The following is a 21,978-nucleotide window of genomic DNA, read 5'->3' as shown; positions in this document are numbered from 1 at the left end:
CCCACATTCCAAGACACTGAAGGACACCCCATGCCCATCGATTTCCGCCGCTCGTGGAGCGACGAAGAACTGGAGCTGTACCGCGACAACGTGGTGCGTTTCGTCGAGACCGAAGTCGTGCCCCACGACGAAGAGGCGCGCAAGCGCGGCCACGTCGGCCACGAGGTGTGGCGCAAGGCCGGCGCGCTCGGCCTGCTGTGCTCCGACATTCCCGAGGCCTACGGCGGCGCGGGCGGCGACTTCCGCCACGAGGCCGTGTTCTACGAAGAGAAGGCGCGCCGCGCGCTGAGCGGCATGGCCAGTTCGGTGCACACCATCGTGGCGCACTACTTTTTGAACCACGGCACCGAGGAACAGAAGCAACGCTATTTGCCGCGCATGGCGCGTGGCGAGCTGGTCGGCGCCATCGCCATGACCGAGCCCGGCGCCGGCTCCGACCTGCAGGGCGTGCGCACGCGCGCCGAGAAGCAGCCCGACGGCAGCTACCGCATCCGCGGCTCCAAGACCTTCATCACCAACGGTTTTCTCGCGGGCGTGGTGCTGGTCGTGGCCAAGACCGACCCGACGCAGGGCGCCAAGGGCACCTCCATCCTCATCGTCGAGACCGAGGGCTGCGAGGGCTACCGCGTGGGCCGCGTGCTCGACAAGATCGGCATGAAGGCTCAGGACACCTCCGAGCTCTTCTTCGACGACGTGCACGTGCCGGCCGACGCGCTGCTCGGCGGCCAGGAAGGGCAGGGCTTCTTCCAGCTCATGAGCGACCTGCCGTACGAGCGCACCATCATCGGCGTGAACGCGCTCGCCACCATGGAAGGCGCCTACCAGGCCACGCTCGACTACGTGCGCGACCGCAAGGCCTTCGGCAAGCCGATCGCCGAGTTCCAGAACACCAAGTTCAAGCTGGCCGAGATCGCCACGCAGATCAAGGTCGGCCGCGCCTTCATCGACCGCTGCGTGGAAGACCTCGTGGCCGGCCGGCTCGACACCGCCACCGCCTCGATGGCCAAGCTCTGGGCCTCCGAGACGCAGGGCCGCGTGGTCGACGAATGCCTGCAGCTCTTCGGCGGCTACGGCTTCATGACCGAATACATGGTCGCGCGCATGTACGCCGACGGGCGCGTGCAGCGCATCTACGGCGGCACCAACGAGATCATGAAAGAAGTGATCTCGCGCGCGCTGTGACGGCGATGAACGACGTGCTGCAGATCGAGCGACGCGGCGAGGTCGCCTGGCTCACGCTGAACCGCCCCGAACGCCTGAACGCGCTCGACCCGGTGCTGGTGCGCGCGCTGCGCGAGTACTTCGAAGGCCTGAACGCACGCAGCCCCGAGCGTGTGGTCGTGCTGCAGGGCGCGGGCCGCGCCTTCTGCGCCGGGCTCGACCTGAAGGAGCAGGTGGGCGGCGAAGACCTCGGCGTGGCCGACATGCTCGAACAGCAGAAGGGCATCCGCGACATCATGCTGGCCATGCGGCGCTGCCCGCAGCCCATCGTGTGCGTGGTGCAGGGCGCGGCCAGCGGCGGCGGCTTTGCGCTCGCGCTGGCCTCCGACGTGCGCCTGGCCACGCCCGACGCGCGCATGAACGCCGCCTTCATCCGCATCGGCCTGTCGGCCTGCGACGTGGGCGTGAGCTACTTTTTGCCGCGCATGGTCGGCAGCTCGGTCGCGGCCGAGTACATGCTCACCGGCCGCTTCATGGACGCGCAGCGCGCCTACGCACTGGGCCTCGTGAGCCGCGTCGATGCACTGCCCGCGCTGCAGGCCGAGGCGCAGGCGCTGGCCGACGACATGCTGAACGCGACGCCCGTGGCGTTGCGCCTCACCAAGGAGGCGTTGGGCTTCGCCGTGGACGCCGGCAGCATGGAAGCGGTGATTGCCATGGAAGACCGCAACCAGGTGCTGTGCACCCAGACCCGCGATTTCCGCGAAGGCATGACCGCCTTCCTCGAGAAGCGCGCGCCCGTCTACACGGGGCGCTGAGCTTCATTCCCGAACTTCAACGGACCGCACACAAGGATTCCCATGACCCTCGACGACCTGATGTTCAAGCCCGGCCTGCTGGCCGGCCGCCGCTACCTCGTGACCGGCGGCGGCAGCGGCCTGGGCCGCGTGATGAGCGAGGCGCTGCTGCTGCTCGGCGCCCACGTCTACATCTGCGGGCGCCGCGCGCCCGTGCTCGAAGAAACCGCGGCCGAGCTGATGCACCTGCACGGCGGGCGCGTGACGCCCAAGACCTGCGACATCCGCCACGACACGCAGATCACCGAGATGCTCGATGAAATCTGGGCCGACGGCGGCGCGCTGGACGGCCTGGTCAACAACGCCGCGGGCAACTTCGTGAGCCGCACCGAAGACCTGTCGCCGCGCGCCTTCGACGCCATCTCGAGCATCGTCTTTCGCGGCAGCTTCTGCATGACGCTCGAATGCGGCAAGCGCTGGCTGGCCGAAGGCAAGGCCGCGTCGGTGCTGTCGATCCTCACGACCTGGGTGTGGAACGGCTCGCCCTTCACCGTGCCTTCGGCCATGTCGAAAGCCGGGCTGCACGCCATGACGCAGTCGCTCGCGGTCGAGTGGGCCGGACGCGGCATCCGCTTCAACGCCATCGCGCCGGGCCTGTTCCCCACCGAGGGCATGAGCGCGCGGCTGAACCCCGGCGGCGGCGAACACAAGGCCGAGCGCAACCCGATGGAGCGCAACGGCCGCATGCCCGAGCTGGCCAACCTCGCGGCCTACCTGCTCGGCCCGGGCTCGGAGTACGTCAACGGTCAGACCATCGCCATCGACGGCGCGCAGTTCCAGGCCACGGGCGGGAATTTCTCGCGCATGTCGCAGTGGCAGGACGAAGACTGGAAACGCGCGCGCGAGCACATCGCGGGGCGCGACGCGCAGGACAAGCGGCAGCGGCTGGCGGCCTGAAGCGCCGCAACCTAGGGAAAAACTCCAGCGTCAGGATTTCAAAGTATCGGAACAAGCCCCGACGAGATCACAAAGAACGACCCCTCTTTCCAGAATTTAACGACCGTTAACCGGCCCGTGCGCGACGTCTTCACGACGTGGCTTCACCGGCAGGGCGACGGTCTTTTCATTCCATACCAAGACAGAGAGGGTTCGTTCCGTCATGACGAGATCACCGAAGTTCAAGCGCAGGGCCGTGGCCCGCGCCGCCGTGTGTGTGCTGGGTTCGATGCTGGCCTCCGCGGCCGGTGCACAGGCCTATCCGGGAGACCCCGGCATGATCGGCGACCCGGCCAGCTGGCGCACGAAGGAGTTCCTGGCCGACTGGGGGCTCGGGGCGATGAAGACCGAGTACGCCTACGCGGCAGGCTTCACCGGCAAGGGCGTGAAGCTGGGGGTTGTCGACTCGGGGTTCGATGTGCGCCATACGCGCGAGCTGCCGCTGGGTCGCTTCACGGCGCTGGTGACGGCGACGTCCAACGGGGCGTACAGCGAGTTCGCGGCGGATGGTTCCAGGCTCAATGGTCCAGCGTCGGGTACCGGTTTTCACGGCACCCACGTGGCCGGCACCGTGGGCGCCAGCCGGGACGGGCAGGACGTCCAGAACAACATGCACGGCGTGGCGTTCAATGCCAGCGTGGTCGTGGGCAACACCAATGCGCCCGACGCGCTGAAGTCGAGTGCCGGGTTGAGTCCGGACAGCTACCGCCACGCCACCACCGAGAACTTCCGCAACCTCTACCAGGGCATGCGCGACGCGGGCGTGCGGGTCATCAACAACAGCTGGGGCAATCCGAGCAATCGGAATTTCAGCACACAGAATGCGGTCACCGCCGACTACCTGCAGTACCTGCGCGGACCGTCCTGGGTCGATGCCGCGATCGACGCCACGAAGCCCCAGGCCGATGGCAAGGAAGGGGTCATCCAGGTGTTCGCCGCCGACAACCAGGGGCAGGCCAATCCGGCGGCGCGCGGGGCGCTGCCCTATTTCCGGCCCGATGTGGAGGGGCATTGGCTGACAGTGACGGGGGTCAGTCAGGCGAAGACGGGCTACCAGCAGAACAGCTCCCTCAACAAGTGCGGCATCGCCAAATACTGGTGCGTGGCCACCCCGGGGACCAAGATCACGAGCACGGTGCTCGACGGGGCTTATGGGACCTACACCGGCACCTCAATGGCGGCGCCGCATGCCACAGGGGCCCTGGGCATCATCATGGAACGCTTTCCGTACATGAACAACGAGCAGGCGCTGCAGGTGCTGCTCACCACGGCCACCAGGCTCGACGGCACGCGCCAGACGGCGCCCGACGCGGTGATCGGCTGGGGCCTTGTCAACCTCGAGAACGCCATGAAGGGGCCGGGCCAGCTGCTCAAGCGCACGGTCATCGACATGCCCGGCGGTGCCTCCGACACGTGGCGCAACGACATCTCGGAAACGGGGCTGGTCCAGCGCAAGCAGGAAGAAGCCGCCGAGATCGTGCGCCTGGGTGCGCTCGTGAAGGGGCCGATTGCCCCGGACGCCTTCAAGCCCCTGGGTGATGAGGCCGTCGCGCTGCTTCAGGCGCTGCGCACGGCCATGTTGTCGGGTGGTGACTTTGCCGACGCCCTGGCCGCAGCGAAGGCCAACCCGCTCGCGAAGGGCACCGCCGAGACGTTCGAGAGCCTGCGCCAACAGGTCGGGCCCGCAGACCCCCTGTGGACCCAACTCCCTCCCTACATGGTGGTTCCCACAGACGACATCATGGCCACGGTCGAGGATCGGGCAAGAGCGATCAATGTCGAATGGGACCGCCTGACCCACCTGCGCGGCAAGACCGACGAAGATTACCGCGGCAGCCTCGTGAAGGCCGGCGCCGGGCGGCTGGTGCTCACGGGCACCAACACCTACTCGGGCGACACGCGCGTCCAGGCCGGCGAACTCGCCCTGGGCGAGGGCGGTGCCACCGGTTCCATCACCAGCCACGTGGCCATCGACGCGGGCGCCAGCTTCGCCATCGACCGCGGCGACGCCTACGACTTCACCTACAACATCACCGGCGCGGGCGACCTGCGCACCACGGGCGGCACGACCGGCGAAGGCGTCACCACCTTGAGCGGCGCCAACAGCTACAGCGGTGCGACCTGGGTCCAGGGCGGCACGCTGCGCGCGGGCTCGGCCACGGGCCTGTCGAACGCCAGCGCATTCACGGTGGCCGGCAAGGCGAAGCTCGACCTCAACGGCTTCGACGCGACCATCGGTTCGTTGGCCGGCGCGGGCGATGTGGCCGTCGGCACCGGCACGCTGACCACCGGCGGCAACGACCGTTCGACGCAGTTCGCGGGCCGCTTCAGCGGCAACGGCGGCCTCGTCAAGGTGGGCGCGGGCCGCTTCGAGCTCACCGGCGATTCCGGTGCCTTCACCGGCAAGACCGCGGTGGCGCAGGGCACGCTGTCGGTCAACGGCACGCTGGGCGGCGAGATGGCCGTGTGGTCGGGCGGGCGTTTGCAGGGCACCGGCACGGTCGGCAGCACCACCATCGCGGCGGGCGGTGTCGTGGCGCCGGGCAACTCCATCGGCACACTGCACGTGGCCGGCAACGCACGCTTCGCGCCGGGCGCGACCTTCGAGGCCGAACTGAGCGGCACCGATGCGCAGGCTGACCGGCTCGACGTCAGCGGGCAGGCCACGCTCGACGGTGGCACGGTCCGCGTGCTCGGCGGCTACGTTCTGGGTGCGCGCTACACGCTGCTCAACGCCGAAGGCGGCGTGAGCGGCACCTTCGCCGATTTCAGCGTGGCCAAGGACTACCTCTTCCTCTCGCCGAAGCTGGGCTACACCGCGACGCAGGTCTACACGGAAGCCATGCGCAACAACGTGTCGTTCGCGTCGGTCGCGCAGTCGGGCAACCAGCGCGCGATGGGGGCGAACCTCGATGGCGCGGCCGCGTGGAGCCCGGCGCTGGCCGCCGCGCTGCAGCTGGAGAGCGTGCCGGCCGCGCGCACGGCCTTCGACAGCTTGTCGGGCGAAGCGCATACCTCCGCGAAGACCGCGTTCATCGAGGACAGCCGCTTCGTGCGCGAGGCCGCGATGGAGCGCCTGCGCGCCTCGGCCGGCACGGCGGGCGCGTCCACGGCGCCGGTCAAGATCAACGACGGCGCCGGCCAGTCGCACATGGCCGCACCAACCACGGGCGAGACGGTCTTCTGGAGCCAGGCCCTGCACTCGACCGGCCGTGCGCGCGGCGACGGCAACGCCGCACGGCTCGATCGCTCGGTCGACGGCCTGCTGATGGGCGGTGACACCCGCGTGGGCGACAACGGGCGCCTGGGCGTGACCGGCGGCTACAGCCGCAGCAAGTTCGACGTGGACGCGCGTTCGTCCTCGGGCGATGCCACCAGCTACCACCTGGGCCTGTACGGCGGCACCACGCTCGGCCCGTGGGCCCTGCGCGCCGGCGCAGCTTACGCGCGGCACGACGTGGACACCACACGCCAGGCGCGCGTGGCGGGCCTGGCGGATTCGCTCAAGAGCAACCACGATGCATCGACCACGCAGGTCTTCGGCGAAGTGGGCTACAGCCTGGCCGCCGGCGACGTGGCACTGGAGCCTTTCGCCAACCTCGCGCATGTCACGCTGCACACCGACGCGTTCTCGGAGCGCGGCACGTGGGCGGCGCTGCAGGCGCGCAGCGGCAGCGCGAACGTCGGCCTGTCGACGCTGGGCCTGCGCGCATCGACCGCGGTGCGTCTGGGCAGCGTCGACGCCACGCTCAAGGGCATGGTCGGCTGGCGCCGCGCCTACGGCGACCTGACGCCGTTCACCAGCGTCGCATTGCCGGGCGCCACCGGCTTCTCGGACATCGCGGGCGTGGCGGTGGCGAAGAACGCGGCGGTGCTGCAACTCGGCATGGACTTCGCGTTCTCGCCGCGCGCGACCTTCGGCGTGTCGTACGGTGGCCAGTTCGGCGGTAAGGCGCGCGACCAGTCGGTGAAGGCGAATCTGAACGTGTCGTTCTGACGAAAGGCGAGGGTTTGGGCCCGTCTGCCATGTGTCGGCGGGCGGGCCCTTTTTTTTGCTAGCGGATCACGCCCAGCTTGCGCGCAATCGCCACCGCCTCCGTGCGCCGCTTGGCACCCAGCTTCATGTGGATGTTGCGCAGGTGCGTGCGCACCGTGCTCTCGGACACGAACAGCTTCTCGCCCATGGCGTTGTTCGAGTAGCCCTCGGCCAGGAGCTGCAGCACGCGGATCTCCTTGCGCGTGAGCGGCTCCTTGGTGGCGTCGCCCGAGGGCGCCTCGGCGTCGATCGGCGAGGGCGGCGGGCCCAGCACCTGCAGCAGCCGCTGCAGGTAGTCGGCCAGGATCGGGTCGCTGCGCAGCACGGGCGCGACGGCACCCGCTTCTTGCTGCATGGCGGCGGCATAGCGGTGCACCAGCGTGCCCACGGCCGGGCCTTCGTCGAGGATCAGCCGCACGAAGCCTTCCTGGCTCGCGGCCTGCAGCACGGCGCCGATTTCTTCGATGGCGGTGGCGAGGTCGCCTGCGCGCTGCAGCGCCAGCGCGCGCAGCACGCGCAGCTTGAGCGCGCGGCGGTTGCGGTTGGCGGCGACGGCGGCGTGCAGCTCGGCGTCGAGCACGGTGAGGGCTGCGCGCGCGTCGCCGAAGGCGATGTCCCAGCGCGCCCGCGCCAGCGCGAGGTAGTCGAGGTCGTGCGCGGGCAGGCGCTGGCGGCGCTCGCGTTCCCACAGCTCGGGGTCGTCGGCGCGCTGCAGCTCGTCGCGCGAGGCGGGGCCGTTGCCCTGCAGCAGCAACATGTGCGCGCGCTCCAGCTTGGCGCCCGCGACCACGCGCGGCAGCTGGCGGTGGTGGCCGAGGTATTCGAGTTCGGTGAGCGCCTGGAACGCGGCGTCGATGTCGCCCGCGTGGAAGGCGATGCGCGAGCGCATGACGTGGCTCAGGATCATGTGGTCGGGCAGGCCCACGTCGCGCGCCAGTGGCAGGTACACGTTCAGCAGGTGCTCGGCCTGCACCAGCTGGTTGGTTTCGTACACGGCGCCCGCGTACAGCACGCCGGCCCAGGCGTTGCCGTGGCTGTGGTTGTACGACACGGCATGCGTGGAATCGACCGCCATGCGCAGCCGCGCGGTGGCCTGGCGCAGCCGGCCTTCGGTGAGGTCGAACAGGCCCGCCAGCGACTCGGTGTACATGCGGTTGAAGGTGCTGTTGCCCTGCTCGCGCCGCGCGGCCTCGAGCAGGCGCTGCGCCTCGCGCTGGTCGCCGCGCACCGCGAGGATGTGGGCCATGGCGTTGAGCAGCACGCCCTCGGCAAAGGCCAGGCCGGTGGGCAGGCGCGCGAGGCTTTCGCGGCCGGCCTCATAGGCGGCGTCGTGCTGGTCTTCCATCGCCAGCAGCAGCGGAATGAGCGTGTGGGCGTTGGCGCGCACCTCGGGGATGGGGCTGTCGAGGCAGCCCGACTGTTCGAGCAGGCGCATGGCGTCCCACGGGCCGTGCGTGAAGCAGGTGGCCCACAGCGCGATGAGCTGCAAAAACGGGTGCTCGCGCAGCTGATGCTCAGGGATGGCCGAGAACCAGCGCGCCAGCATGCGCATGCGGCCCTGCTCGAGGAACTGCTCGGCGTAGCTGTCGAGCAGCGTGAGCGCGTGCGGATGGTCGCCGCCCTCGATGGCGTGGTCGATGGCGGGCACGGGTCGGCCGTGCGATTCGTACCAGCCCGAGGCCGCGAGGTGCAGCCGCGCGAGTTCGCCGGGCCGCTCGCGCGCCAGCTGCGCACGCAGGAAGTCGGCAAAGAGGCTGTGGTAGCGCCACGCGCGCACCTCGCCGCCGGCATCGCCGCTCACGGGTGTGAGGAACAGGTTGGCGGCGGCCAGCTGCTCGAGGATGACGGCGCTGTCGCCGCGCGGGTTGAGCGCCTGGCACACCGAGGCGTCGAGCTGGCGCAGGATGCTGGTGCGCAGCAGAAAGTCGTGGATCTCGGGCGGCTGGTGCGCAAGCACGTCTTCGGCCAGGTAGTCGGCCACGGCGCGGTCGGAGCCCGAGAAGCGTTCGATGAAGCCGGTCTCGATGCCGTGCCGCTCCAGCGCCATCGACGCCAGCCAGATGGCCGCCACCCAGCCTTCGGTCTTGCGATGCAGCTGCGAGAGCAGGTCGGCCGGCAGCGCCTGCGGCGGCTGCGCGGCGGCGTGCGGCGCATGCGCCTGGCGCAGGCCGATGAAGGCGCTGGTTTCTTCCAGCGAGAAGCGCAGCCGGTCGGTGTCGATCTCGATGAGCTGGCCGCGTGCGCGCAGCCGGCCCAGCCCGAGGTCGGGCAGGCTGCGCGAGCCGATCACGATCTGCCCGCGCCGCGGCAGGTGCTCCACCAGCTCGCGCACGAGGCCCAGCACGGCGGGCTCCTGCACCACCTCGAAGTCGTCGAGAAAGAGCGTGAAGGGCGAGTCGTGCGCGGCCAGCGCGGCCACGGCGTCGAAGGGCGCGTGGCTTGCGGGCTCGTCCACGCCGATGCGCTGCACGGCCTCGGCCAGGCAGTTGAGAAAGCGCGACACGTCGTTGTCGGCGCGGTCGAGCGTGAGCCAGGCGGTGGCGATGCCCTGCGCGTCCATGCGCTCGCGGATCTGCGCCATGGCGGTGGTCTTGCCGAAGCCGGCGGGCGCACGCACCAGCACGAGCTTGACGGTCGCGGCCGCGATTTCTTCGCTGATGGCGGTGCGCGGCACCTGCGTGGCCACGAAGGCCGGCGGGTTCAGCTTGGTCTCGAGAATCCGGAGCGAAGAAGGGGGAACGGGGGCTGGAGCAGGCATCGCGAAGGGGGAGTGAGTGCCTGGAAATTCCGTCGCTTCCGACGATTCCGGCAACCGATTCTGCTTCCTAAACTGGCCGCAGACAAACTGAATTCCCCTGCATCCGGTGGCCTTGCGCACCCGGGCGGCGCCCTGCCCATGACCCACGACGTTTTCATCTACGACCACGTGCGCACGCCGCGCGGCAAGGGCCGCGCCGACGGTGCGCTGCACCCCATCACGCCGGTGCAGCTGGCCACGCAGGTGCTGCAGGCGCTGCGCGAACGCCATGCACTCGACCCCGCGCAGATCGAGGACGTGGGCCTGGGCGTGGTGATGCCCGTGGGCGAGCAGGGCGCCGACATCGCGCGCGTCGCGCTGCTGTCGGCGGGCTACGGCGACAGCGTGGTGGGCTTCCAGCTCAACCGCTTCTGCACCTCGGCGCTCGACACGCTGAAGATGGGCTTCGGCCTCGTGGCCTCGGGCCAGGCCGACGCGGTGATCGGCGGCGGCGTGGAGTCGATGTCGCGCGTGACCATCGGCAGCGACGGCGGCGCGGTCTACACCGACCCGGCCGTGGGCCAGCGCTACCCCTACATCCCCAACGGCGTGGCGGCCGACCTCATGGCCATGCTCGACGGCGTGGACCGCGAGGCGGTCGATGCCTACGCCGTGGAAAGCCAGCGCCGCGCCGCCGTGGCGCAGGCCGAGGGCCGCTTCGACCGCTCGCTCGTGCCCGTGCGCGACCGGCTCGGCCGCACCGTGCTCGCGAAGGACGAGGCCAACCGCCCCGGCACCACGATGGCCGACCTGGCCAAGCTCAAGCCCGCCTTCGCCGGCGTGGCCGCGCAGGGCTACGAAGCGATCCTGCTGCAGCGCTACCCGCAGCTGTCGCACATCGACGCGATCCACACGGGCGGCAACTCGAGCGGCATCGTCGACGGCGCCTGCGCGGTGCTGCTGGGCAACCGCGACTACGGCACGCGCAACGGCCTCGTGCCGCGCGCACGCATCGTCGGCAGCGCCTCGTGCGCCGACGAGCCGCTGCTGAGCCTGGGCGGCCCGATGCCCGCCACCGAACGCCTGCTGGCACGCTGCGGCCTGGCCATCGGCGACATCGACCTGTTCGAAGTGAACGAGGCCTTCTCGGTGGTGCCGATGCGTTATGCGCGCCACTTCGACATCGACCCCGCACGCATCAACGTGAACGGCGGCGCCATCGCGCTGGGCCACCCGCTGGGCGCGACCGGCGCGATCCTCACGGGCACGCTGCTCGACGAACTGGAGCGGCGCGACGCGCGCCTGGGCCTGGTCACGCTGTGCGCCGCGGCGGGGCAGTCGACCGCGCTGGTGATCGAGCGCGTCTGAGCAGCACGTCTTCTCTTCCATTTTTTCTATGCCTTCCCACATCCGATTCGAGGTCGATGCCGACGGCGTCGCGCTCCTCACCCTCGACGTGCCCGAGCGGCCGATGAACGTGTTCACGCCCGGCTTCACGGCCGAACTGCGCGAGGCCGTGGCGCAGATCGCGCAGCGCGCCGACGTGCGCGGCGCCGTCATCACTTCGGGCAAGGCCAGCGGCTTCATGGCCGGGGCCGACCTGAAGGACCTCGTGGGCTTTCATGCCACGGGCGGCGGCGCGGCCGAGGCCATCGAGGCGATCGCACCCGGCGGGCGCGCGCTGCGCGAGCTGGAACGCTGCGGCAAGCCCGTGGCGGTGGCGATCAACGGCGTGGCGCTGGGCGGCGGCTTCGAACTGGCGCTGGCCTGCCATCACCGCGTGCTGCTCGACGAGCCGCGCGCGGTGGTCGGGCTGCCCGAGGTCACGGTCGGCCTGCTGCCCGTGGGCGGTGGCACGCAGCGGCTGCCGCGCCTCGTCGGCATTGCGCGCGCGCTGCCGCTGCTGCTGTCGGGCCGGCATGTGGCGCCGGCCGAAGCGCTGGCGCTGGGCATGGTCGATGCGCTCGCCCCGGCCGACCAGCTCGTGGCCGTGGCCCGTCGCTGGGTGCTTGACCACCCCGACGCCGGCCAGCAGCCGTGGGACGTGAAGGGCTTCCAGGTGCCGGGCGGCGCGGGCGCGCTCGCACCGCACGCGGGTGCCAGCTTCGGCGCCACGCTGGCGCAGGTGCGGCGCGACACGCACGACAACCTGCCGGCGCCGCTGGCCATCCTGTCGGCCGTGTACGAAGGCACGCAGCTGCCGATGGACGCGGGCCTGGCGGTCGAGGCGCAGTGCTTCGGCCCCTTGCTGGCCGGCCCGGTGGCGCGCAACCTGATGCGCACGCTGTTCGTGAACCGGGGCGCGGCGCTGCGGCGCAAGGGTGACTTGAGTACGGTCAATGCTGCGTATGTCGAACGGCTGCGGCAGCTGTACCGCAGTGAAGGTGTGGCGCTGTTGAGTGAAGGCGTGTCGCCTGCGCTCATCGCGAACGCTGCGCGGCAGGCCGGGTTGGGCGAGAGTCCGTTGACCGCCGATGCAACGGCGGAACAAGCCACTGCGTCGCAACCCGACGCACGCGCCGTCGGCGAGCGCCTGCTGTCGCTGCTCGCGCTCGAAGCAGCGCGCTGCCTCGAAGAAGGCGTGCTGAAGCAGCCGGTCGAGGCCGACCTCGGCGCCGTGCTCGCGCTGGGCTACCCCGACTGGACCGGCGGCACGCTCTCGTACATCGAGACCGTCGGCCTCACGGCTTTCGTCGCGCGCTGCGACGCACTCGTGCTGCGCCACGGCGAGCGCTTCCGCCCCACGGCCGCACTGCGCCAGCGCGCGCAATCGAACACCTCGTTCTATCTTACGGAGCACGCCGCGTGAGCTCAGGCCGCGCGCAAGCGCTGCAGTCGCTGGTCGCCCAACTGCAGCTCGAACAGCTCGAGAAGAACCTGTTTCGCGGCACCAGCACCGACATCGGCGCGCCCGCCGTCTTCGGCGGCCAGGTGCTCGGGCAGGCGCTGATGGCGGCGGCCCGCACGGTCGACGGGCATGCGGCGCATTCGCTGCACGGCTACTTCCTGCGCGCGGGCGACAAGGCCGCGCCCATCGTCTACGACGTGGACCGCATCCGCGACGGCGCGAGCTTCACCACGAGGCGCGTGGTCGCCATCCAGCACGGCGAGCCGATCTTCCACATGTCGGCCTCGTTCCACCGGCGCGAAGAGGGCGTGTCGCACCAGTGCGCCATGCCCGAGGCGCCGCCGCCCGAAGACCTCACGCCGCGCGCCGGCCCACGCGTGCGCGTCGAGGGGCCGATCGAGTTCCGCTACGTCGATCCGCGCGACCCGGTCACGGCCGGCCCGCGCCCACCGCAGAGCCAGCTCTGGCTGCGCACCGCCGATGCGCTGCCCGACGATCCGCTGCTGCACCAGGCGATGCTGGCCTACGCCTCCGACTACAGCTTCATGGGCGTGGCGATGCAGCCGCACGGCCTGGCGTTTCAACAACCCGGCGTGCAGGGCGTGAGCCTGGACCACGCGATGTGGTTCCACCGCGACTTCCGCTGCGACGACTGGCTGCTGTACGACGCCGACTCGCCCTCGGCCGAGCATGCGCGGGGCTTCTGCCGCGGCGCGCTGTTCGACCGCGCCGGCCGGCTCGTGGCCTCGGTGGCGCAGGAAGGGCTGATCCGGGTGCGCCGATGATCAAGCTCGTCTTCTGCCTGCGGCGCTTGCCGCACCTGGACCGCGCGCAGTTCCAGCACCACTGGCGCCACGTGCACGCACCGCTGGTCGCCGAGCGCGCCGAGGTGCTGGGCCTGCGCCGCTACGTGCAGTCGCACACGCTCGACGACGCACTCGTGCTGCCGCTGGCCGTGCCGCGCGGCAGCCCGGCGCCCTTCGACGGCGTGGCCGAGCTGTGGTGGGACAGCCTCGAGGCGCGCACCGGTGCGCGGCGCGAAGAAGCCCGCCGCGCGAGCGCCGAGCTGCTCGCGGACGAGCGCCGTTTCATCGACCTGGCGGCCTCGCCGATCTTCTTCACCGACGAATTCGCCGTGGTCGGCGACCCCGCCGCCGAGGCGGTGCGCGACTACCTGCAGGCGCGCGGCCGCCTGTAATCGTCGCTTCGGACGATGCCTGCGCGCAGGGCGCGTCCCTAAACTTTTTCCCACAGGCTGGCGTGTCGCCGGCCGCGAGGAGACCCCCTTTGTTCCAAGGCGAAAGTATCGAAGTCCTGCCGTTGCAGGACGGGCTGGTGGAGCTGCGCTTCGACCGGCGCGGCGAGGCCATCAACAAGCTCGACGCGCGCACCGTCGACGAGTTCCGCCAGGCCACCGAACGCATCGCGGCCTCGCCCGATGTGCGCGGTGTGCTGGTGACGAGCGCGAAAGACGTGTTCATCGTCGGCGCTGACATCACCGAGTTCGGTGCCACCTTCCAGCAGGCCGAGGCCGACATCGCGCGCGGCGTGCGTGCCAGCAACGAACTGTTCAACGCCTTCGAAGACCTGGCCGTGCCCAGCGTGGTCGCCATCAACGGCTTCGCGCTCGGCGGCGGGCTGGAGCTGGCGATGCTCGCGCCGCTGCGCGTGATGGCCGACACGGCCCAGGTCGGCGTGCCCGAGGTGAAGCTGGGCCTGTTCCCGGGCTTCGGCGGCACGGTGCGGCTGTCGCGCCTGGCCGGCCTGGCCACGGCCATCGACTGGGTGGCGAGCGGCAAGCCGGCCAAGGCGCCGGCCGCGCTGGCCGCGGGCGTGACCGACGAGGTCGCCGCGCCCGAGGCCCTGCGCGACCGTGCGCTCGCGCTGCTGCAGCGCGCGGTGCGCGGCGAGATCGACTGGCAGGCCGCGCAGCAACGCAAGCGCACGCCGCTGGCCCTGTCGGCGCAGGAGGCCGGTGCGTTGGTCGAGACAGCGCGCACGCAGGTGGCGGCGCGCAGCGGCAAGCACCAGCCCGCAGCAATCATCGCGCTCGAAATGATGGCCGAGGCCGCAGGCCGCGACCGCGCGGGCGCGCTCGACCTCGAGTCGGCCGCCTTCGGCCGCGTCGCGAAGACGCAGGCCGCCGCCTCGCTGGTGCAGGCCTTTCTCAACGACCAGGCGCTCAAGAAGCTCTACAAGCGCCACGCGCGCGAAGGCCGTCCGGTGAAGCAGGCGGCCGTGCTCGGCGCAGGCATCATGGGCGGCGGCATCGCCTACACGAGCGCGCTGCGCGGCACGCCGGTGCGCATGAAGGACATCGCGCAGCCGCAGCTCGACCTGGGCATGGCCGAGGCCGGCAAGCAGCTCGCCAAGCAGGTGAAGAACGGCCGGCTCGCGCAGGCCAAGGCCGATGCCATCCGCGCGTCGATCGTGCCGCAGCTCGACGAGGCCGGCTTCGACAGCGTGGACTGCGTGGTCGAGGCCGTGGTCGAGAACCTCGAGGTCAAGCGCAAGGTGCTGGCCGCGCTGGAAGGCAGCGTGAAGCCCGGCACCGTGATCGCCTCGAACACCTCGAGCCTGCGCATCGACGACATCGCCCAGCCGCTCGCGCGGCCCGAAGACTTTGTCGGCATGCACTTCTTCAACCCCGTGCCGGTGATGCAACTGGTGGAAGTGATCCAGGGCGCGAAGACGCGCGACGCCGCCGTGTCCACCGCCGTGGGCTATGCGGTGGCCATGGGCAAGACGCCCATCGTGGTGAAGGACTGCCCGGGCTTCCTGGTCAACCGCATCCTCACGCCGTACATCAACGCCTTCGTGCAGCTGGTGGCCGATGGCGCCGACTTCGAAGCGGTCGACCGCGCGATGGAAGCCTTCGGCTGGCCCATGGGCCCGGCCTACCTGCAGGACGTGGTGGGCATGGACGTGGGCGCGCACGTGGGCGACGTGATCGCCGCGGGCTACCCGCAGCGCATGCCGGCCCTCGAACGCAACGCCGTGAAGCTGATGGTGGCGAACAAGCGCTATGGCCAGAAGAACGGCGCCGGTTTCTACCGCTACGAGAACGACCCCACGGGCCGCCCGCGCAAGTCGGCCGCGCCCGAGGCGCATGCGCTGGTTGCCACGCTGCAGCCGCAGGGCCGGCGCGATTTCGCGGACGCGGAGATCGTCGAACGCATGATGCTGCCGATGGTGGTCGAGGCCGCGCACGCGCTCGAAGACGGCGTGGTCGCCACGCCGGCCGAGCTCGACATGGCGCTGCTGCTTGGCGTGGGCTTTCCGGCCTATGCGGGCGGCGCGCTCAAGTACGCCGACTGGCTGGGGCTGGACCGCGTGGTCGCGTTGTGCGACAAGCATGCGGCGCTCGGCGCGCCGTATGTGCCCACGGCGCGCATGCGCGAGATGGCGGCGCGCAAGCTGCGCTACTACCCGGTCTGAACGGCAGGCGTTTTCGGTTTTCTTTCTTCCTTTCTCTCTCTATCCAAGGACAACAAGAGATGCAACTCGATTCCAGCATTGCCGCCGTCGTCACGGGCGGCGCCTCGGGCCTGGGGGCTGCCACCGCGCGCCGCCTGGCCAGCCACGGCGTGAAGGTCGCGCTGTTCGACCTCAACGTGGAACAGGGCGAGGCCCTGGCCAAGGAGCTGGGCGGCGTGTTCTGCAAGGTCGATGTCACGTCGGAAGAGCAGGTCGACGCGGCCTTCGCCAAGGCGCGCGCCGCGCACGGCCAGGAGCGCGTGCTGGTCAACTGCGCCGGCACCGGCAACGCGGTGAAGACCGCGAGCCGCGACAAGGCCTCGGGCGAGATCAAGCACTTTCCGCTCGCCAATTTCGACCGCATCATCCAGATCAACCTCGTGGGCACCTTCCGCTGCATCGCCAAGTCGGCGGCCGGCATGCTCACGCTCGATGCGCTGGAAGACGGCGAGCGCGGCGCCATCGTCAACACCGCCTCGGTCGCGGCACAAGACGGCCAGATGGGCCAGGCCGCCTACACCGCCTCGAAGGCCGGCGTGGTCGGCATGACGCTGCCCATCGCGCGCGACCTCATGGGCGAGGGCATCCGCGTGAACACCATCCTGCCGGGCATCTTCAACACGCCGCTGCTGCAGGGCGCGCCCGACAACGTGAAGGCCGCACTGGCCGCCTCGGTGCCCTTCCCCAAGCGCCTGGGCAACCCGGCCGAGTACGCGACGCTGGCCGAGCTGATGATCACCAACGGCTATTTCAACGGCGAGAGCGTGCGGCTGGACGGCGCGATCCGGATGGCGCCGCGCTGACGCCAGTGCGAAGGGCCGTCGTCAGCCCTTCTGCGCCCGCCCGCGCGCCTGCACCGCCTCGCGGCGCGCGCGCAGCACCTCGGGCGTGAGCGACGCGGCCCACTCGCGCGCGGCGGCCTGCTCCAGCGCCATGCCTTCGGCAAAACTGCGCGCATGGCCGTCGTCGATCAGGCGCTTGTAGACCGGCAGCATCTCGGGCAGTGCGCTCGCGATGTCGGCGGCCAGGGCCAGCGCTTCGGGCATTAGTTGCCCGGGCGTGGTCACGCGGTTGACCAGCCCCCAGCGCTCGGCCTGCTCGGCACCGACGAAGTTGCCGCTGAAGGCCATTTCCTTCGCGCGCGCGATGCCGATGAGCCGCGACAGCCGCTGCGACAGCCCCCAGCCCGGGATCACACCGATGCGCGCGTGGGTGTCGGCAAAGCGCGCCTCGCTCGAGGCGATCAGCAGGTCGCAGGCCAGCGCCACCTCGAGGCCGCCGGTGATGGCCGCGCCGTTCACGGCGCCGATCACCGGGCGCGGAAAGTTCGCGAGCGCGGTGGCCACGTCGGTGCCGGCGTCGCCGGTGATGGCGCCCGGGTCGATCTCGCGCAGGTCCAGGCCGGCGCAGAAGGCGCGGCCCGCGCCGGTGAGGATCAGCACGCGCACGCTGTCGTCCTGCGCGAGCGTGTCGAGCGTGCGCACCAGCGCGCGCCGCAGCGCGAGCGACAGGGCGTTCATGGCCTGCGGGCGGTTCAGCGTGAGGCAGGCGCAGCCGTCCTGCGGACGGGTGAGCAGGAGGATGTTGTCGTCGTTGTTGGTTGCAGCTGTGTTCATGGCGTGTCAGTGTTGGGCGCAGGCCGGGCCGCGGCATCGTCGGAACGGACGAATCCGGCAGGCTTGTCCCGCTCACGACTCGAAACCCGTGCCCGCGTCGGCACCATGCGCCGCATTGTCTTCAATCCGTCCTTGAATCCACTGAGAGAAAGAAGGAGCGTCCCACCATGGACTTCAGCCTCACCCCGGCCCAGCTCGACCTGCAGGAACGAACGCGCCGCTTCATCGCCGAGGAGGTGATTCCGCTCGAATCCGACCCCCGGCAGGATTCGCACGGCCCCGCCGAGGCGCTGCGCGACGAGCTGGTGGCACGCGCACGCCGCGCCGGCCTGCTCACGCCGCACGCGTCGAAGGAACACGGCGGGCTGGGCCTGTCGCACGTCGACAAGGCCATCGTGTTCGAGGAGGCGGGCTACTCGCCGCTCGGCCCGGTGGCGCTCAACATCCACGCGCCCGACGAAGGCAATGTGCATCTGATGGAGGTGGTGGCCACGCCGGCGCAGAAGGCGCGCTGGCTGCAGCCGCTCATCGACGGCCATGTGCGCTCGTGCTTCTGCATGACCGAGCCGCCACCCGGCGCCGGCTCCGACCCGTCGATGATGCAGACCGTGGCCGTGCGCGACGGCGACCACTACGTGATCACCGGGCGCAAGTGGTTCATCACCGGCGCCACCGGCGCGGGCTTCGCGATCATCATGGCGCGCATGGAAGACGGCTCGTCGACCATGTTCCTGGCCGACATGGACCAGCCCGAAATCGTGATCGAGCGGCAGATCGACGCACTCGACAGCTGCTTCACCGGCGGCCACGGCGTGGTGCGCTTCGACGGCCTGCGCGTGCCGGCCACCGACGTGCTGGGCGCCATCGGCGAGGGCTTTCGCTACGCCCAGGTGCGGCTGGCGCCCGCGCGCCTCACGCACTGCATGCGCTGGCTCGGCGCCGCGCGCCGCGTGCACGAACTCGCCGCCGACTACGCCCGCCGCCGCCAGGCCTTCGGCCATGCGCTGGTGGAGCACGAAGGCGTGGGCTTCATGCTGGCCGACAACGACATGGACCTGCACGTCTCGCGCCTGACCATCTGGCACTGCGCGTGGGTGCTCGACCAGGGCGGCAAGGGCCGCCACGAGTCGAGCGTGGCCAAGGTGCTGTGCTCGGAGGCCGAGTGGCGCGTGGTCGACCGCTCGGTACAGATCCTGGGCGCGAGCGGCGTCTCGGACGAGACCGTGGCCGCGCGCATCTTCCGTGACATGCGGGCCTTCCGGATCTATGACGGCCCGTCGGAGGTGCACCGCTGGAGCATGGCCAAGCGCCTGGCCAAGGCCTGAGAGCGTAGGGGCGCAAGGCGCCGCCGCCCAAAATCGTCGGTTCCGACGACGCTGTGCGGCGGCGCGGCGCCAACAATGCGCTGGACTGTTGAACCGAACCCATCACCGGAGATTTCACATGCCCGAAGCCTATATCGTCGCCGCCGCGCGCACCGCCGGCGGCCGCCGCAACGGCCGCCTCGCCGGATGGCACCCGGCCGACCTGGCCGCACAGGTGCTCAACGCCCTCGTGGAGCGCACCGACGCCGACCCCGCCCTGATCGAGGACGTCATCATGGGCTGCGTCGGCCAGGCCGGCGAGCAGGCCTCCAACGTGGCGCGCAACGCGGTGCTGGCTTCGCGCCTGCCCGAGTCGGTGCCCGCCACCTCGGTCGACCGCCAGTGCGGCTCGTCGCAGCAGGCGCTGCACTTCGCGGCGCAGGCCGTGATGTCGGGCACGATGGACATCGTCATCGCCGCCGGCGTCGAGAGCATGAGCCGCGTGCCCATGGGCCTGCCCACCACGCTGCCGCTGAAGAACAACCTGGGCTTCTACGTGAGCCCGGGCATGGAGAAGCGCTACCCCGGCATCCAGTTCAGCCAGTTCACGGGCGCCGAGATGATCGCGCGCAACTACGGCATCGAGAAAGACGCGCTCGACCGCTACGCGCTCGAAAGCCACCACCGCGCCATCGCCGCCACCAAGGCCGGTCACTTCGAGCGTGAGATCGTGCCCGTGGCCGTGCGCATGGCCGACGGCACCGAGACCGGCGAGCTGCACACCACCGACGAGGGCATCCGCTACGACGCCACGCTGGAGAGCATCGCCGGCGTCAAGCTCATCGCCGAAGGCGGGCGCTGCACCGCGGCCACCGCCAGCCAGATCTGCGACGGCGCCAGCGGCCTCATGGTCGTGAACGAGCGCGGCCTGAAGACGCTGGGCGTGAAGCCGCTGGCGCGCATCCACCACATGAGCGTGCTGGGCCACGACCCGGTCATCATGCTCGAGGCCCCGCTGCCCGCCACGCAGCGCGCGCTGCAAAAGGCCGGCATGAAGATCGAGGACATCGACCTGTACGAAGTCAACGAAGCCTTCGCGCCCGTGCCCATCGCCTGGCTCAAGGCACTGGGCGCCGACCCGGCCCGCATCAACGTGAACGGCGGCGCCATTGCGCTGGGCCACCCGCTGGGCGCCTCGGGCACCAAGCTGATGACCACGCTGGTCAACGCCCTGGGCCAGCGCGGCAAGCGCTACGGCCTGCAGACCATGTGCGAAGGCGGCGGCATGGCGAATGTGACCATCATCGAACGGCTGTAGACAGGCACACCCCCAGGCTTGCCCACTTCGTGTGGCCTCCAACCCCCTTGCAGGGGGCAACACCTGCGGCCCGGCAAAGCCGGTTCCGCGGTGTTTCTGGATAAGAGAACGCTGCGGCCATCGACCGCGGCTCCATAAAAAGAGATCGACGCATGATTCATGACACCGATCGCGGAGACAAAGAGAACACCCCCCTGTTGCGCATCGACGCGGTGTCGGTGCGCTTCGGCGGCATCGTGGCGCTCGACGGCGTCTCGTTCGACGTGCGGCGGGGCCAGATCTGCGGCCTCATCGGGCCGAACGGGGCGGGCAAGAGCACGCTGTTCAACTGTCTCTCGCGCCTGTACGAGTGCAGCGCCGGCCGCATCGAGTTCGACGGCCATCCGCTCACGCGCCTGCCGCGTCACCGCATGGCGGGCCTGGGCATCGGGCGCACCTTCCAGAACCTGGCGCTGTTTCGCACGATGACCGTGCGCGACAACGTGCTGGTGGGCTGCCACAGCAAGCACCACGCGGGCTTTCTGCGCAACGCCTTCCGGCTGCCCGGCGTGGCGGCCATCGAGTCGCAGGCGCGGGCGCGGGCCGACCAGCTGATCCACTTTCTCGACCTCGAGGCCGTGGCCGAGCGCGAAGTGGCCGACCTGCCTTTCGGCACGCAAAAGCGCGTCGAGCTGGCACGCGCACTGGCGGCCGAGCCGCAACTGCTGCTGCTCGACGAGCCGGCCTGCGGCCTGAACCACGAAGAACTCGAAAGCCTGGGCACGCTGATCCGCGACATCCGCGACCGCCTGAACGTGACGGTGCTGCTGGTCGAGCACCACATGAGCCTCGTGATGGGCGTGTCGGACAAGGTGGTGGCGCTGAACTTCGGCAAGAAGATCGCCGAGGGCACGCCGGCCGAGGTGCGCGCGCACCCCGAGGTGATCCGCGCCTACCTGGGCGAAGAGGCAGAAGCGGAGGCGATGGCATGACGACCAACATCCTCGAAGTGCGCGGGCTGCATGCGGCGTACGGCCCGACGCGCGTGCTGCAAGGCATCGACCTCGACATTCCCACCGGCCAGGTCGTGGCGCTGCTGGGCGCCAACGGCGCCGGCAAGACCACCACGCTGCGCGCGCTGTGCCAGATGATGGTGAGCACCGAGGGCCGCATCATGCTGGCCGGCCAGCGCATCGACGGCCGCTCCACCGAGCAGATCGCCAAAGCCGGCGTGGGCCACGTGCCCGACGGGCGCGGCACCTTCCTGGGCCTCACGACCGAAGAAAACCTGCGCCTGGGCGCGTATGCCCGCGCGAGCAGGGACGGCATCGACGCCGACATGGAGCGCGTGTTCGATTACTTCCCGCGCCTGCGCGAGCGCCGCGCCCAGCAGGCCGGCACGCTGTCGGGCGGCGAGCAGCAGATGCTGGCCATCGGCCGCGCGCTCATGGGCAAGCCGCGCCTGCTGCTGCTCGACGAACCGTCCTTCGGGCTCGCGCCGCTCATCGTGAAGGACATCTTCTCGATCATGCGGCGCATCAACAAGGAAGAGCGCGTGTCGATCCTGCTCGTCGAGCAGAACGCCAAGCTCGCGCTCGACCTGGCCGACTCGGCCTACCTCCTGGAAACCGGCCGCATCGTGCTCTCGGGCAGCGCCGCCGACATCCGCCGCAACGACGCCGTGCGCAAAGCCTACCTCGGCGAATAAG

The 21,978-nt window shown here is 70.4% G+C and carries 16 protein-coding genes; 14 read left to right on the top strand and 2 right to left on the bottom strand.

The annotated features are described in order from the left end of the window. The first annotated feature begins 30 nt into the window (after positions 1–30). The 4 genes from AC1RAA_RS18535 (at position 31) to AC1RAA_RS18520 (ending at position 6,951) form a co-directional block, all read left to right on the top strand. On the top strand, positions 31–1,182 hold the full coding sequence (locus tag AC1RAA_RS18535; RefSeq protein ID WP_095947975.1) for an acyl-CoA dehydrogenase family protein: 1,152 nt from the start codon (positions 31–33) through the stop codon (positions 1,180–1,182). Positions 1,183–1,187: 5 nt separating this feature from the next. Next, positions 1,188–1,979: an enoyl-CoA hydratase/isomerase family protein gene (locus AC1RAA_RS18530; RefSeq protein WP_492730773.1), complete on the top strand. Its 792-nt coding sequence runs from the start codon at positions 1,188–1,190 to the stop codon at positions 1,977–1,979. 42 nt (positions 1,980–2,021) lie between these two features. Further along, on the top strand, positions 2,022–2,915 hold the full coding sequence (locus AC1RAA_RS18525; RefSeq protein WP_095746851.1) for an SDR family oxidoreductase: 894 nt from the start codon (positions 2,022–2,024) through the stop codon (positions 2,913–2,915). Positions 2,916–3,117: 202 nt separating this feature from the next. Continuing rightward, positions 3,118–6,951 carry an autotransporter domain-containing protein gene (locus tag AC1RAA_RS18520; protein WP_492730775.1) on the top strand — a complete coding sequence of 1,278 codons (3,834 nt, stop codon included), beginning with the start codon at positions 3,118–3,120 and terminating at the stop codon, positions 6,949–6,951. Between the two features lie 58 nt (positions 6,952–7,009). On the opposite strand, the gene AC1RAA_RS18515 is transcribed toward AC1RAA_RS18520, so the two are convergent. After that, a complete protein-coding gene (locus AC1RAA_RS18515; protein ID WP_062478179.1) occupies positions 7,010–9,748 on the bottom strand; it encodes a winged helix-turn-helix domain-containing protein in 2,739 nt (912 codons plus the stop codon). Positions 9,749–9,886: 138 nt separating this feature from the next. Here AC1RAA_RS18515 and AC1RAA_RS18510 point away from each other — a divergent pair, with 138 nt between their 5' ends. From AC1RAA_RS18510 to AC1RAA_RS18485, 6 genes are all read left to right on the top strand, one after another. Continuing rightward, positions 9,887–11,095 carry an acetyl-CoA C-acetyltransferase gene (locus AC1RAA_RS18510; protein ID WP_492730777.1) on the top strand — a complete coding sequence of 403 codons (1,209 nt, stop codon included), beginning with the start codon at positions 9,887–9,889 and terminating at the stop codon, positions 11,093–11,095. Between the two features lie 28 nt (positions 11,096–11,123). After that, complete coding sequence (locus tag AC1RAA_RS18505; protein WP_492730779.1) at positions 11,124–12,536, top strand: enoyl-CoA hydratase-related protein; 1,413 nt, start codon at positions 11,124–11,126, stop codon at positions 12,534–12,536. Then, complete coding sequence (locus AC1RAA_RS18500) at positions 12,533–13,360, top strand: acyl-CoA thioesterase (protein ID WP_492730781.1); 828 nt, start codon at positions 12,533–12,535, stop codon at positions 13,358–13,360. The genes AC1RAA_RS18505 and AC1RAA_RS18500 overlap by 4 nt, the downstream gene beginning before the upstream one ends. After that, complete coding sequence (locus AC1RAA_RS18495; protein ID WP_492730783.1) at positions 13,357–13,773, top strand: EthD domain-containing protein; 417 nt, start codon at positions 13,357–13,359, stop codon at positions 13,771–13,773. The genes AC1RAA_RS18500 and AC1RAA_RS18495 overlap by 4 nt, the downstream gene beginning before the upstream one ends. A gap of 89 nt (positions 13,774–13,862) precedes the next feature. Next, positions 13,863–16,013: a fatty acid oxidation complex subunit alpha FadB gene (gene fadB, locus AC1RAA_RS18490; protein ID WP_492730785.1), complete on the top strand. Its 2,151-nt coding sequence runs from the start codon at positions 13,863–13,865 to the stop codon at positions 16,011–16,013. Positions 16,014–16,072: 59 nt separating this feature from the next. Further along, positions 16,073–16,855, top strand: coding sequence for an SDR family NAD(P)-dependent oxidoreductase (locus tag AC1RAA_RS18485; RefSeq protein WP_062478161.1), 783 nt, complete (start codon positions 16,073–16,075; stop codon positions 16,853–16,855). A gap of 21 nt (positions 16,856–16,876) precedes the next feature. On the opposite strand, the gene AC1RAA_RS18480 is transcribed toward AC1RAA_RS18485, so the two are convergent. Continuing rightward, positions 16,877–17,668 (bottom strand): enoyl-CoA hydratase, encoded by a 792-nt coding sequence (locus AC1RAA_RS18480; RefSeq protein WP_492730787.1) that lies wholly within the window; start codon positions 17,666–17,668, stop codon positions 16,877–16,879. A 167-nt stretch (positions 17,669–17,835) separates the two neighbouring features. On the opposite strand from AC1RAA_RS18480, the gene AC1RAA_RS18475 reads away from it, so the two are divergent. The 4 genes from AC1RAA_RS18475 (at position 17,836) to AC1RAA_RS18460 (ending at position 21,977) form a co-directional block, all read left to right on the top strand. Further along, positions 17,836–18,993 carry an acyl-CoA dehydrogenase family protein gene (locus tag AC1RAA_RS18475; protein ID WP_095947984.1) on the top strand — a complete coding sequence of 386 codons (1,158 nt, stop codon included), beginning with the start codon at positions 17,836–17,838 and terminating at the stop codon, positions 18,991–18,993. A 118-nt stretch (positions 18,994–19,111) separates the two neighbouring features. Then, positions 19,112–20,290, top strand: a complete 1,179-nt coding sequence (locus AC1RAA_RS18470) for an acetyl-CoA C-acetyltransferase (RefSeq protein WP_095746834.1) — start codon at positions 19,112–19,114, stop codon at positions 20,288–20,290. A gap of 152 nt (positions 20,291–20,442) precedes the next feature. Continuing rightward, positions 20,443–21,261: an ABC transporter ATP-binding protein gene (locus AC1RAA_RS18465; protein ID WP_062478152.1), complete on the top strand. Its 819-nt coding sequence runs from the start codon at positions 20,443–20,445 to the stop codon at positions 21,259–21,261. Further along, positions 21,258–21,977 carry an ABC transporter ATP-binding protein gene (locus AC1RAA_RS18460; RefSeq protein WP_095746832.1) on the top strand — a complete coding sequence of 240 codons (720 nt, stop codon included), beginning with the start codon at positions 21,258–21,260 and terminating at the stop codon, positions 21,975–21,977. Before AC1RAA_RS18465 ends, AC1RAA_RS18460 begins: the two co-directional genes overlap by 4 nt. Position 21,978 lies beyond the last annotated feature (1 nt).

This window comes from Variovorax sp. GW823-FHT04F07, assembly GCF_058795995.1.
This window is presented reverse-complemented; position numbering and strand designations above follow the sequence as displayed.

Excerpts from the sequence above, each read along its gene's own strand:
- AC1RAA_RS18535 (WP_095947975.1), top strand. The coding sequence starts at position 31 with ATGCCCATCGATTTCCGCCGCTCGTGGAGCGACGAAGAACTGGAGCTG.
- AC1RAA_RS18530 (WP_492730773.1), top strand. The coding sequence starts at position 1,188 with ATGAACGACGTGCTGCAGATCGAGCGACGCGGCGAGGTCGCCTGGCTC.
- AC1RAA_RS18525 (WP_095746851.1), top strand. The coding sequence starts at position 2,022 with ATGACCCTCGACGACCTGATGTTCAAGCCCGGCCTGCTGGCCGGCCGC.
- AC1RAA_RS18520 (WP_492730775.1), top strand. The coding sequence starts at position 3,118 with ATGACGAGATCACCGAAGTTCAAGCGCAGGGCCGTGGCCCGCGCCGCC.
- AC1RAA_RS18515 (WP_062478179.1), bottom strand. The coding sequence starts at position 9,748 with ATGCCTGCTCCAGCCCCCGTTCCCCCTTCTTCGCTCCGGATTCTCGAG.
- AC1RAA_RS18510 (WP_492730777.1), top strand. The coding sequence starts at position 9,887 with ATGACCCACGACGTTTTCATCTACGACCACGTGCGCACGCCGCGCGGC.
- AC1RAA_RS18505 (WP_492730779.1), top strand. The coding sequence starts at position 11,124 with ATGCCTTCCCACATCCGATTCGAGGTCGATGCCGACGGCGTCGCGCTC.
- AC1RAA_RS18495 (WP_492730783.1), top strand. The coding sequence starts at position 13,357 with ATGATCAAGCTCGTCTTCTGCCTGCGGCGCTTGCCGCACCTGGACCGC.
- AC1RAA_RS18485 (WP_062478161.1), top strand. The coding sequence starts at position 16,073 with ATGCAACTCGATTCCAGCATTGCCGCCGTCGTCACGGGCGGCGCCTCG.
- AC1RAA_RS18480 (WP_492730787.1), bottom strand. The coding sequence starts at position 17,668 with ATGAACACAGCTGCAACCAACAACGACGACAACATCCTCCTGCTCACC.
- AC1RAA_RS18475 (WP_095947984.1), top strand. The coding sequence starts at position 17,836 with ATGGACTTCAGCCTCACCCCGGCCCAGCTCGACCTGCAGGAACGAACG.
- AC1RAA_RS18470 (WP_095746834.1), top strand. The coding sequence starts at position 19,112 with ATGCCCGAAGCCTATATCGTCGCCGCCGCGCGCACCGCCGGCGGCCGC.
- AC1RAA_RS18465 (WP_062478152.1), top strand. The coding sequence starts at position 20,443 with ATGATTCATGACACCGATCGCGGAGACAAAGAGAACACCCCCCTGTTG.
- AC1RAA_RS18460 (WP_095746832.1), top strand. The coding sequence starts at position 21,258 with ATGACGACCAACATCCTCGAAGTGCGCGGGCTGCATGCGGCGTACGGC.